The sequence below is a fragment of the Paenibacillus sp. PAMC 26794 genome, assembly GCF_000316035.1.
Lineage (GTDB): Bacteria > Bacillota > Bacilli > Paenibacillales > Paenibacillaceae > Paenibacillus.
Genome location: NZ_ANHX01000025.1, coordinates 208,513 through 220,965, shown reverse-complemented (window position 1 = coordinate 220,965; position 12,453 = coordinate 208,513). Strand labels below are relative to the sequence as shown.

Sequence of the window (12,453 nt, the reverse complement as noted above, 5' to 3'; positions counted from 1 at the left end):
AAACAATCGTTTTGAGAATTAATTCAATGAAGAAGGAAGCGGTGTGTTCGTGCAGCAAGCAATCGCTATATTAGACTCCGGTGTGGGGGGATTGACCGTCGCCAAGGAAGTGATGCGTCAGCTCCCGCGGGAAAAGATCATTTATTTTGGGGATACTGCCCGGACACCGTACGGACCCCGTTCGTCCGAACAAGTAAAACAATTTACGGAACAAATCGTTGATTTCTTGATCCAATTCGATCCGAAGGTTATCGTTATCGCCTGTAACACAGCAACAGCAGCAGCGTTGGAGTATATCCGTTCCAAGGTGAATATGCCTGTCATTGGTGTTATACATCCGGGTGCGCGGGCCGCAATCACAGCGACACGTACAGGACGTATTGGTGTGATTGGTACCACGGGTACCATTGGTAGTGGGGCTTATACATCGGCACTCAAGCAGTTGTCCCCCTATATTGATGTAGTCAGTCAGGCTTGTCCGGCGCTGGTGCCGTTGGTGGAACAAGGTGAATTTCGTTCCGAGCACACGACACATACGGTGGAACAATCATTGGGCGAGATCAAACAGCAGCCAATTGATTGTCTTATTCTGGGTTGTACGCATTATCCCTTTCTCATGGACACGATTCAGGAAGTTATGGGACAGGAAGTGAAGTTAATCAGTTCAGCAGATGAAACGGCACGTGAAATCAGTACGATTTTATATGATAAACGAAAGCTGGCCAGTGGGGATGAGACTCCGGTGCATCAATTTTTCTGCACGGGTGACCCGCGTATGTTCCAGAATATCACCCGTCGATGGTTGGGGGAGCAGATCTCCAAGACCCCTGTTGTCTGGCAGGTTACGCAATTATCATAGTTATACTCAAAATATGCATGAATAAGACTTCTAATTAATGTATTTTGGTTGTGGACTATCCCGGAACTGTGAAGTTCCGGGATTTTTTGTCGTCATTATGCATTAACAGGAGATGAACATGATTCATGTCACATGACGGACAACCCGACCTGCATACATATGTTACAGACACGAAATTGGTCAGAACTGGACAGGAGACCTGTCTTTTCCTGTGGAAAGGAGAACAACATGGATCTGCAGTGGATTATCGTTCAGCGGGGAGATACGTTGCCGCGAATTGCATCAGCACACCATATGACCAAAGAGTTCCTTGCTGCACTGAACCCGGAAGTGGCTTCCCAGCCATACTTGCTGGCAGGTCAGATGCTGCGTATTGTGCCCGGGACAGGTCGCAGATACGCTGTACCGCCTGGAGAAAGTGTAGGGGAGATTGCGGGGAGATTTGGTCTGGACGAAGAGGTGTTGCGCCAGGCCAATCCCGAAATTACCAACATAGCCGACTGGGTTGGTCGCTGTATTCATATTCCGGCTTCGAATGGAAAAACTATTGTAAAGATTCAGGGAGAGTATGGTTATCGAGAATTAATCAGGGATATAGACAAGCTGGAGAATCAATACCCGTTTATGGAGATGGGGTCCATTGGAACAAGTGTCATGGGGAAGTCGCTGCCTTATTTGCGTATTGGGCAAGGATCGAGACATATCCATGTTAACGCTTCCGTTCATGCGAATGAGTGGTTGACAACAGCAGTTCTGATGAAGTTTATCGAAGAGTATGCCGAGGCGTATAGTGCGCATAGGACATGGCATCAATACCAGACAGAACGCTGGATGCAAGAGACGACACTCTGGGCCGTGCCGATGGTTAATCCGGACGGGGTCGAACTGGTTCAGGAAGGTGTGGTCAATCAGAATCCACATGCGCAGCAGTTGTTAGCCTGGAATGCCGGCAGATCACATTTCACCCATTGGAAGGCCAACATCAGAGGGGTGGATCTGAATGATCAATTTCCAGCCCATTGGGATGAAGAGGCAGCGAGAAGAGGTGTGACCTCACCTGGCCCCAGGGATTATGCAGGGACAGCGCCATTGACAGAACCGGAGGCACAGGCGCTTGCGCAGTGGACGCAGCAACACACATTTGATGCGGTTGTATCCCTGCATAGTCAGGGACAGGAGATCTATTGGAACTACCGTGATCTGGAACCCAGAGAGAGTGGACCGCTGTCGCGTAGACTCGCCAAAGCTTCCGGCTACAAGGCGGTGAAGCTCGGTGGTAGTGATGCCGGATACAAGGACTGGTTTATTCAAGATTTCGGTAGACCGGGCTTCACGGTAGAAGTTGGATTGGGTGTTAATCCGCTTCCCGTAGAACAGTTTGATGATATTTGTATCGAAGTGGGAATGTTGCTGGCTGAACTTTTATCCAATGGACAATGAGGCAAGACCCCGAATTATGAAGGTGTGAAACTTAACAGTAGATCATTCGTATAACAGGAACGGACGCCATGAGCGACGTTCCGTTTTTATTATTTTTTATAATGACATACTACGTCATTCGTTCTGAATGGTTTTCGAACGGGTAATGATGAACGTGCCGTTTAGGCGACATATATTTATTATACGGAGGGATTCAAATGAAGTGGAGAAGACTGCTGTCGTTCAAACGATGGACACAAGTTTTCAAAAGGCTCCCCCGGCTGCTCCGGGCTCCGCAGATTCCTTTGGGAGAAAAGCTATTGTTTATTATTCCGGCGCTGTTATACTGGGTACTTCCTGACGTAATGCCGTTTATGCCCATCGATGATATCGGGGTGACTTTGATCCTGATGAACTGGTTTGTAAGCCGTGCGGAACGCAAATATCCTGTGCTTCAGGAGGGGGCACCTTCTTAATTTGCGGCCCAATGGATCATTTTAACATTGAATTCGCATCAATGTTATTGCGAAGAGCGGTAACTTTCTTTACAATAGATGCTGTAGTTTAAGAATGCTGAAATTGTTGAAACCTGCAATTACAATATAGGAGATGAAGAGAATGAACTGCAAAATTACGCGTAATGCTGCTAAAGTATTGAAGCTTGAATTGGACAAGCCGGAGAACGAAGGGAAAAACCTGCGCGTTGTCATTACACATGCACATGGCGACCATGCTCACTACGGCCTTGATATCGACACACCAAAAGAAAATGATACGGTTGTATCTACCGATAAAGAGATTGATGTCATTCTCGCGAATGACCAGCCTTTGTTGAACGGTGTTAAAATTGACTACCTCTACTTCCCGGAAGAGGGATTTGTTATTACGAATCCGTCCCAAGGTAATCACGGCGACCACTAAGGGCGCGAAGAAGGGGAACTCATGGCTAACGATATCCGCGTATGCGAAAAGTGTAATCATGTCCGACTGAAATCGATTGTGCCCAAGTTGCAAAAAATGGCTCCGGACACGGAGATCAAGATTGGGTGCAAATCCTATTGCGGTCCTTGCGCAAAACGTGCATTTGTCTTTATCAACGGTCGGTATATCAGTGCGCCGACAGAAGAAGAAGTGCTCGCCAAAGTCGCAAAGTTCGTGAAGTAATAGATATAACAAGGTGAGTGGAGAAAACTGTCCACACATCAGAAAGGAGAGGCTACGTGCCTCTCCTTTTTTTGCGTTTGGGTAGCGGTGAAAGGGTGTGTTACTCCATAGCACCTTTGACCAACTCAGTAATTTGGAAGGTATCTTCTCGAATTTCAATGGCAATGACGGTAGTATCCTTTTTCAGAAAATGTACATGTCCTAGCTGTTCTTCCTCTAATTCCACCCATCCTGTATCCGCTAGCTTCTGAAAATAATCCATTGGCGGGTAGAGTCCTTGCTCACCCCCAATATGTTTCAGCTCATACTTAACACCTTCTTTAAGAGTGGGATGATCGGAATAAGCTATGTTTTCAATAAGTTTTGCATTGGTTGGAACCGGGATGTCTGGGTTAATGGATGAGCCAGTGTAACCTGCAATCTCATATGTAGCTGGAGCGCAGCCTTGTACCCAAATGAGCAAGGGCAACATGCAAAGTGTCAGTAATATTTTCCTCAAATGAATTCCTCCTGATTCGGGATGATTACCTAATAAACGCAATGGTACGGGTTAAAGTTACGATAAAAATATGAGAAGGATGAATCGTGTCGAATGGTCGCTTAAAATTCTGTGAGAAGGTTAATAGAACAAGAGCAGGCAAAATTCCATACGGGAGGTACAGAATGACAAAACATATTACAGATTGTACGATTCTGAACAACGGAGTAACGATGCCATGGCTAGGATTTGGAACATATAAAGCAAAAGGTAAGGAAGTACAACAGGCGGTTGAGACCGCTTTGGAGGTTGGATATCGCAGTATTGATACCGCGTCCATCTATGGCAATGAAGAAGAAGTGGGACAAGCTATTGCAAGCAGTGGTGTTGCCCGTAACGAACTGTTTGTGACGACCAAGCTCTGGAATGAGGATCAGGGATTTGATTCAACGTTGAGAGCATTTGAAGCCAGTCAGAAGGCACTTGGACTGAATGTGATTGATCTTTATTTAATTCACTGGCCTGGCAGAGATCAGTACAAGGAGACGTGGAGAGCATTCGAACGTCTATATAGCGAAGGAAGCATCCGTGCGATTGGTGTGAGTAATTTTCAAGTACATCATTTGCAAGATATCATAGATGAGGGCGGAACGGTACCTGCGGTTAATCAGGTAGAGCTACATCCGGGTCTGATCCAGCAGGAACTGCAGGATTTCTGCGGGGCGCAGGGAATTCAGTTAGAGGCATGGAGTCCTATTATGAAAGGCAAGCTGAGCCAAGAGTCTACCCTCAAAGCGCTGGCCCAGAAATATGGGAAAACACCAGCACAGATCATTCTGCGCTGGGACATTCAGAATCAGATTGTGACGATTCCGAAGTCGGTTACCCCGGAGCGTATTCGTGAGAATGCGGACATCTTTGACTTTGAATTGACACCGGATGAGTTGAGACAGATTGATGCACTGGATTCCGATAAGCGGACGGGTCCACATCCGGATCAACTGTTTTGGGATTAAGTGGGTGAACGCTAATTGAATATAAGTGTTTGATGAACTACTTGTGTTTGTTCCGGCTACGGATCGTTCTTTCGATCGCTGTTGTCTCCAAATTTTTTTGATTCCTCTTTTCAGAGGATAAAATTCGGAGACAAAGGCGAACGCTTCGCTTCTTCAGAATCGATTCCGTCCCCTCCACAGTAACTGTTCATCAAACACAAGTATATACAATGAGCTTGAGTGGTGTGTAGCATATAAAAAAAGCAGCAGGATCAGGGGATTACCTCCCTGATCCTGCTGCTTTTTTTTTGTGAATTGGCTTAATTTTTTTTCGGGACTTCGCATCCGTCATCTGTGCAGATGCCACTGCCGTCTGTTTCTGTTGTGTTGGATTCAACCATGGTGAATGGGGAACGGTCGTCCCATGCTTTTTGAATGGCATCCAGGAATACCTCGTCCGGCTGAGCGCCCGATACAGCGAACTTGCGGTCGAATACAAAGAACGGTACACCGCGGATGCCGAGTTGCTCGCCTTCCGCTTGGTCAGCGCGCACATTGTCGGTGAATTGATCACTGGACAGCACTGCCGCAGCTGCGTCACGATCCAGACCGACTTCCTCTGCTAACTGAGCCAACACTTCAGGGTCGCCGGAGTGTTTACCTTCAATAAACACAGCTTGGAAGATCCGTTCACTCAGTTCAAACGCTTTGCCTTGTGTATCTGCCCAGTGTGTCAAGCGGTGAGCTGAGAAGGAGTTCGTAGGGATCATGGCATCGATATTGTATTCCAGTCCTGCCGTTCGAGCATTGGCATTCATCTGGGCATTCATACCTTTGGCCTGTTCCACGCTAATATTATATTTGGAAGCCAGATATTCCGTATTGGTTTTGCCTGGGTTCAATGCAGCGTTTGGATCAAGCTCGAAGCTTTTGAATTGCAGCTTCACTTCATCACGGTGAGGGAACTGTTCCAGTACATTCTCCAGGCGGCGTTTACCGATATAACAGAAAGGGCACAGAAAATCAGACCATATCTCAATATTCATTATGTTAAACCTCCATTATCCTTTTAGTTGAAACTGATATAGTTACAATTATAAAGCCACTTTCTATAATTCGCAAGGAGATTACTTTTCATCTCGATATGCCTTGGACCAATGGTAAGGTTGAATCTCATCCAGTCTCTTGAAGACCAGTTGGCCAGAAGGATCGTATACGGCAGCTTTGACTTCTTCGCCCCAGTAAAATAATCGTTCCTGGCATACACCGCAAGGTGTAAGGACCTTAAATTCTGAATGCTCGTCATCACGAGCGATACAGAGGGAGTGGGTGACGCGTTCGTTCAATTTGTGGGCTTCCAGATAAGCTCCTGTTTCCATACATAGATGCGTGGCATCGTTGATGACCTCTGGAGCTACACTAATCAGCAGGGAGCCAGCTTCGGTATAGACGGCACCCGCACCTCCCCATCCCTGAGGATAACGTTGCTTCACAAATTTTGCGGTTGTATCGAACAATTGCTGTTCAATATTGAGTGGTTCAGTGTGTGATGTCATGTAATGCAAGTTCTCCTTTTTAAATCCAATTCAATTCATTTCGTGTATTTGTTTAGCTTGTCATTATGATATTGCTCATTGTGATGTTGCTGTTGAATTGTCTTCCTCTCGAAAGTGCTGAATCAAATCATAAGTAATGACCGTGTCCGAGACTTGCAATCGCTTGGTTGCTTCATCATGACCGGGGCGGCAAGCATTGATGTCCGTTTTGTCGCGTGTGGACAGTTCATAACAAGCACCGCTCTCATAGATATAATCATCCGATGGAATATAGAATACAGAACCATCCGAGAATGTACCATTACGCAGCACAACCGTACGCCCAGACCCGTCATATACGTCGTTACCCATATGATAATAGGACTGGTCGGACACGCCGAGCAGATGCAATACGGATGGCGTGATGTCCAGTTGTCCCGAAGGTTCGTCGATGGTTCCGGCAGCTGCTCCGTCCGGTAAATGCACGAGCAGGGGAACCTCGTTCATGATCTGTGCCATATCCAGTTCGTTCAGCGAACGTCCCAGGAACTGTTCGTATTGTGATTGTTCCTTGATGGAGTTGTCGTGGTCCCCGTAGAACATAAAAATGGTATTTTCCCATAATCCCCGATTTTTCAGATCTTCGACCATCTTACCGAGTGCTGAATCCACGTAATGAACGGATTGCAGATAGTTACCCAACATTGTTCCCTCGAATTCGCCTACATCCAACTGCTGTTTCTCTTTAGGCAGGGCGTATGGATGGTGACTGCTAAGTGTAACGAGGAAGGAATAGAACGGTTCGGTCACCTCACTACTCATTTTCTCAACGGATTGGCGGAAAAAGGATTCATCAGACAGAGACCAGCCAAGCGGGTCATCCTGTGCAAAATCATTTTTACTATAAAACTTGTCGTACTTCATGTTCTGATACATCGTATACCGATTCCAGAAGCCGCTCTCATAAGCATGAAATACGTTGGTGCTGTACCCGTTATCCTTCAGAATGGAAGGAAGGGAATCATACGTATGGTCTGCATATCGTACAAACGCTGAACCAACCGGCAGTGGATGCAGGGAAATGTTTGCTCCAAAATCGGCATCTGACGTTCTGCCCTGACCGGTCTGGTGGTAAAAGTGGCTATAATACTGACTTTCCTTCATCAGTTCATTAAAATGCGGTGTGATCTCCTGACCACCAATGCTCTGGCCAATCATGAAGTTCATAAAAGCCTCACCCTGAACAATGATGACATTGCTGTCTTTATATTTGCCAAACAAGGCATCGTTCTGCGGGGCAGTTCCTTGCCTTTCAGCGAAGAACGCTTTTGCTTGCTCAACATCAGCGGGTTCAGCCTGCGGCCCGGAGCCGATGTGGTCTTTGGCATAGTTGTACAGATCATAACCGTGAAAAGCGAGCAGTCCAGTCACATTGTACATGGATACATTCCACCAGTTGTTATCGAACAGGCCTTTGGCCCATGTTTTGCTATAAAAATAAATCGGGCCTACAGCGAGGCCAAGTCCCAGCACAAGGGCGATGCTGCCAGCCGTGAGACGGCGGTGCAACCGTGCCTTGCCATCGTTATATGAATAACTCCCGTAACCAGTAACAGATGTACTGGAGTGCTTCGAACGGTAACGTCTGCTGAACAGTACGATAGCTGCGAACGGAATGACGACAAGCCAGTCGGCAAAGAACCAGAGATCACTTGCGTAGATCAATGTAGCGATACTGTCACCCAATGCGTCAACTTGTCTCGCCTGCAACAATACCGGGATGGTCAAGAAATCCTGGAAATAGCGATAATACACCATATCGGCGTAGATTAGTGCGGTAAGCAGCAAGTTAAGCATGGCGAGGGACACGATCATACCTCTACGTGGCAGCAACCAGGTCCAGAAGGACAAGAGTAGTAAAGATCCAATGGCAATGACTTTATCCAGCAGTCCCATCGTAATGTTATAGGCATGAAGATTGTGATGGAGCCACATGAGTTTGAGCAGCATGAACATAAGAAAAATAAGATACAATGTTAATGGATGATTTAGAAGCCCGCGTGGCATGGAGCTGCGCGTAGGCCGAGTGACAACCATATGTATGTCCCCCTTGCTTTTGTTGTTTTGTTATCGGAATGTAAAATAGGGCTCCATCCATTATAGCGTGGCCTCATGTGTTTTCAACTATGCCTCAGGGAGAATTGATTTCTGCAGAAGCGAAGGCCGATGACGGAGAATTCATATGACCAGAAAAGCGCACAAAAAAGTGCCCAAGCCATGGATGGCAGGAGCACTTTAGATTCGTTACAATTATGAAGATTGTGGTGCTTTATTTCGTGGGGGCAGTGGGCCCAAATACTGATAGTACTGGGTTTCAATTCGTCCGTTGAACAACTTGCGACGTTTGTCTGCCTTATGACCGAAATACTCCTCGAAAGCTTTGGTCGACGTGATTGCAAAAAAGGACCATGTTGGCATGTCGAGGTAACTGCGCCCTAATGAGCGGAGCAACTTCTGAACTTCTTTTTCTTCACTCAAACGTTCACCATATGGGGGATTGGTAATGATAACACCATATTCACCCTGTGGTCTTGCGCGATGAGCGGGCAGGACGCTGACTTCAATATCTTTGGCGAACCCAGCACTTTTGATCGCTGCCATAGCAACTTCAATCGCTTCCGGATCAATATCGCTACCTGAAATCTGTAACGGGATATCGTCACGAACAGCATCGAATGCTTCTTCGCGCGCCTGTTCCCATAATTCTTCAGGAATGACAGCCCAGTCCTCAGAGTTGAAGGTCCGACGAAGTCCTGGTGCAATGTTCCAGCCGATCATAGCGGCTTCGATCAGCATTGTGCCTGATCCACAGCATGGGTCATAGAATGGACGGGATACATTCCAGCGGCTGAGCTGAATAAGAGCTGCAGCAAGTGTTTCTTTGAGTGGCGCTTCGGTGACGAGTTTACGATAACCCCGTTTATGCAGACCTGGCCCCGTCGTATCTAAAGTAAGCAGGGCGCGATCGTTCAGCAGAATAACCTCAATCACATAGCGAGACCCATCCTCTGGGAACCACTCTGTGTCATAAGTCAGCTTCAGTTTCTCTACGATTGCTTTTTTCACGATCCCTTGTGATGCAGGCACACTGCTTAACTGGGATTTTTGAGAACGACCCTCTACAGGGAATTCGCCGTCGGCTGGAATCCACTCTTCCCAAGGAAGTGCTTTGGTGCCTTCAAACAATTCGTCGAAAGTCGTGGCAGGGAATTCACCCATTTTCACCAATACACGATCCGAACTTCTCAGCCACAGATTACAACGGCATATATCAATATAATCTCCTGTAAAGAAAACCCGGCCGTTGTCGATCGTAACATCTTCATACCCCAGTTGTTTCAGTTCCCGGGCAACAACAGCCTCGAGTCCCATCGCCGAGGTTGCAATCAATTGCAATTGAGCCATGTGATTCATTTCAACTCCATTTCAAGCTGGAGAAGGGAAATCCTTCTCTCTGCTATATAGTGACGGTGCGGCCTTGCCGCTTTCCGTGAAAAAACTTACAATGAGAAATGCGGTGAACGTATGCACGCCTCTTTCGAGGTGATGCACCAGTCAACCGCCTGTTTTGACAACAAACATTTATTATAGAACATTGGCATCCATATGGAAAGCAGTCCAAGTGTCCAAGGAGGATTTTAGTGGTGAATCTGACCCCTGATGAATATGTAAATCAATTATTTCAAGAGGATGACCTGTTGCTAAAAGTGAAAGAGGCCATCCGTTCGAACGGCATGCCGGAAGTTTCGGTTGCTGCGGCATATGGACGATTGCTCACGTTTCTAGCGAAGACATCCAAAGCAGAAGCTGCGCTCGAAATCGGCGTGCTGGGCGGTTACAGTGGGATCTGCATTGCGCGCGGTTTGCGTGAGAGTGGAACCCTGACTTCGCTCGAACTGAAAGAGGGATATGCGGCAATGGCGCGTGGTCATCTGGAAGAAGGCGGTTTTGGCGAAAAGGTAGAGTATCGCATTGGCCCGGCGGCAGACAGCCTGGAGCAGTTGGAGCAGGAAGGTCGCACATTTGATTTCTTCTTTATTGATGCAGATAAGGAGAATTATCCGGTATATCTCGATTATGCCATCAAGCTGGCTCGGCCAGGTGCTGTTATTGTTGGTGATAACTGTTTCCTGCGTGGTCGTACACTGAATCCGGACAAGCAGGGCCCGGCCGTGCTTGCTGTTCGTCGCTTCAATGAACAGATGGCAAGTGACCCGCGTCTGGTGACGACGATGTTGCCGGATTATGATGGACTCGTACTTGCCTGGGTGAAGTAAAAGTGGATATTTCCTAAAGATAAAACTCCGATGAAACACGATCTCACGCTTTTATGTTTGTGAGGGGGATCGTGATTCTGTACGGAGTTTTCTAAAACACACAAAGAAAGAGATGACAACATTTTGAATGACCGAAAATGTGTCGTCTCTTTCTTTGTGTTTTCAGATATCGTTGCAGCAGTTCTATTTATACTTCAGGTGTTCCGTACGTTTCAAACCATTTTTTGATGGTGTCAAAATCATCACTGAAGGACAAACCCAGCATCAATAATACACGAGCTTGTTGTGGACTCAGGTTGTCGCCTGCAATGATACCTTTGCCGCCGCCGTATACACTTCCTGAACCCGTCCGAGTGGTGGTCACGAAGATGACACCTTCTTCAATGGCTTTGGTACGAGCTTGTCCCATAGCTCTGGAGATACCGCCAGCTCCGGTACCGGAAGTCACGATTCCTTTGGCACCGCTGCTCACGAATCCTTCAATGGCTCCGCCGCCAGCCTCTTGATACGAGATCGCAATTTCTACTTTGGCCAGATCTGCCTTTGTGATTTTACTTAGATCAAATACGGGCTTCGCTGTGCCTTCAGGTTTCAAGGCACGTGCAGGAGCGCGGTAGATTCGAATGTTTTCTTCATCAATATATCCTACAGCGCCGAGCATCGGCGTTTCAAACGTATCTGTCCGATAATCATTTGTCTTGGTTACACCACGAGCAAGCTGGATTGTGTCATTCAACATGAGTACTGTGCCGAATGAAGTGGTGCGACCACTGCCTGCAAGTTTGATTGCGTTGTACAGATTGGCTTGAGCGTCAGAGCCGATGACAGTCCATGGACGCATGGAGCCTGTGATCACGACCGGTTTGTCACTCTGAACCGTCATATCGAGGAAATAGGCGATTTCCTCCATTGTATCTGTACCTGTGGTAACGACAACGCTGTCATACATTGCCAGAGCTTTGTCTACCGTCTGCGACAAGTCATAGAGGTCGGACATGCTATAGGAACCTGAGCCTGAGTTTCCGAATTGGAGTGTGCTAACATCAGCAATCTTCTGTTTATCCGGTAAGGCGTCTACCATCTCTCCAATCGGAAGTGTGCCTGCCTTGTAATTCTGGAAGCTGGTGGCATCCTCGGATTGACCGGCAATCGTTCCGCCAGTTCCGATCACCAATACATTAGGAAGTGCAGATTGTTTGGAAGAGTCTGGTATTGCAGGGATAGAAGTATTGCGAGCCGGAGTAGTGGTTGCTGTCTGAACAGCGCCTGTTGTGCCTTTCACCTCTACCGTAGCTGCGTGCGCAGCGTAGGTTCCGATGGGAGACAACGAGATGGTCAGTGCTGTTAAAGCTGCGGTACTCCATACGGCCCAGGGACGAAGATTGGATGTTTTTCTCATGAATAGCACTCTCCTTCAAGTAAGTGTGATGTTAAGTTTGTTAAGAAGAATATGTACACCATTTCAAATTGATTGTATTTCATGTTAAATAATATGACAAACATATATAGTGATAGAGTAATCGGTTACATTCATAGATAATGAGAGTAAAATGATTGTTTATAAGGAAATATGAAAGATTATTTATTTTGATAGAGATATAAAAAAGCTGTTTTTAGTAGTTTTGAAGAAAAATAAGTCTTTTTAATGTTAGTTAATATTACATAA

General features: G+C 46.7%; 13 protein-coding genes. 7 read left to right on the top strand and 6 right to left on the bottom strand.

Annotation, left to right across the window (positions count from 1 at the left end):
* Positions 1-49: 49 nt before the first annotated feature.
* The 5 genes from racE (at position 50) to D829_RS0113430 (ending at position 3,442) form a co-directional block, all read left to right on the top strand.
* Positions 50-859 carry a glutamate racemase gene (gene racE, locus D829_RS0113450; protein ID WP_026081161.1) on the top strand — a complete coding sequence of 270 codons (810 nt, stop codon included), beginning with the start codon at positions 50-52 and terminating at the stop codon, positions 857-859.
* 234 nt (positions 860-1,093) lie between these two features.
* Complete coding sequence (locus D829_RS0113445) at positions 1,094-2,299, top strand: M14 family metallopeptidase (RefSeq protein ID WP_026081160.1); 1,206 nt, start codon at positions 1,094-1,096, stop codon at positions 2,297-2,299.
* A 197-nt stretch (positions 2,300-2,496) separates the two neighbouring features.
* Entirely contained in the window at positions 2,497-2,754 is a 258-nt protein-coding gene (locus D829_RS0113440) for a hypothetical protein (RefSeq protein WP_017689423.1), read from the top strand.
* Between the two features lie 142 nt (positions 2,755-2,896).
* On the top strand, positions 2,897-3,199 hold the full coding sequence (locus D829_RS0113435; protein WP_017689422.1) for a heme biosynthesis protein HemY: 303 nt from the start codon (positions 2,897-2,899) through the stop codon (positions 3,197-3,199).
* 21 nt (positions 3,200-3,220) lie between these two features.
* Complete coding sequence (locus D829_RS0113430) at positions 3,221-3,442, top strand: DUF1450 domain-containing protein (RefSeq protein ID WP_017689421.1); 222 nt, start codon at positions 3,221-3,223, stop codon at positions 3,440-3,442.
* A gap of 100 nt (positions 3,443-3,542) precedes the next feature.
* Here D829_RS0113430 and D829_RS0113425 read toward each other — a convergent pair whose 3' ends face one another.
* Complete coding sequence (locus tag D829_RS0113425) at positions 3,543-3,941, bottom strand: hypothetical protein (protein ID WP_152417025.1); 399 nt, start codon at positions 3,939-3,941, stop codon at positions 3,543-3,545.
* A 164-nt stretch (positions 3,942-4,105) separates the two neighbouring features.
* On the opposite strand from D829_RS0113425, the gene D829_RS0113420 reads away from it, so the two are divergent.
* The gene (locus D829_RS0113420; RefSeq protein ID WP_017689419.1) at positions 4,106-4,936 is read left to right on the top strand and encodes an aldo/keto reductase; all 831 of its coding nucleotides are present in this window, start codon (positions 4,106-4,108) and stop codon (positions 4,934-4,936) included.
* 299 nt (positions 4,937-5,235) lie between these two features.
* On the opposite strand, the gene D829_RS0113415 is transcribed toward D829_RS0113420, so the two are convergent.
* The 4 genes from D829_RS0113415 to D829_RS0113400 form a co-directional block, all read right to left on the bottom strand.
* Entirely contained in the window at positions 5,236-5,961 is a 726-nt protein-coding gene (locus D829_RS0113415; RefSeq protein WP_017689418.1) for a DsbA family oxidoreductase, read from the bottom strand.
* An 81-nt stretch (positions 5,962-6,042) separates the two neighbouring features.
* Positions 6,043-6,471, bottom strand: a complete 429-nt coding sequence (locus tag D829_RS0113410; RefSeq protein WP_017689417.1) for a cytidine deaminase — start codon at positions 6,469-6,471, stop codon at positions 6,043-6,045.
* Positions 6,472-6,546: 75 nt separating this feature from the next.
* On the bottom strand, positions 6,547-8,547 hold the full coding sequence (locus D829_RS0113405; protein ID WP_017689416.1) for an LTA synthase family protein: 2,001 nt from the start codon (positions 8,545-8,547) through the stop codon (positions 6,547-6,549).
* 213 nt (positions 8,548-8,760) lie between these two features.
* A complete protein-coding gene (locus tag D829_RS0113400; RefSeq protein ID WP_017689415.1) occupies positions 8,761-9,915 on the bottom strand; it encodes a class I SAM-dependent RNA methyltransferase in 1,155 nt (384 codons plus the stop codon).
* A 239-nt stretch (positions 9,916-10,154) separates the two neighbouring features.
* Here D829_RS0113400 and D829_RS0113395 point away from each other — a divergent pair, with 239 nt between their 5' ends.
* Positions 10,155-10,787, top strand: coding sequence for an O-methyltransferase (locus D829_RS0113395; protein WP_036660971.1), 633 nt, complete (start codon positions 10,155-10,157; stop codon positions 10,785-10,787).
* A 187-nt stretch (positions 10,788-10,974) separates the two neighbouring features.
* Here D829_RS0113395 and D829_RS0113390 read toward each other — a convergent pair whose 3' ends face one another.
* The gene (locus D829_RS0113390) at positions 10,975-12,186 is read right to left on the bottom strand and encodes an asparaginase (RefSeq protein ID WP_017689413.1); all 1,212 of its coding nucleotides are present in this window, start codon (positions 12,184-12,186) and stop codon (positions 10,975-10,977) included.
* Positions 12,187-12,453 lie beyond the last annotated feature (267 nt).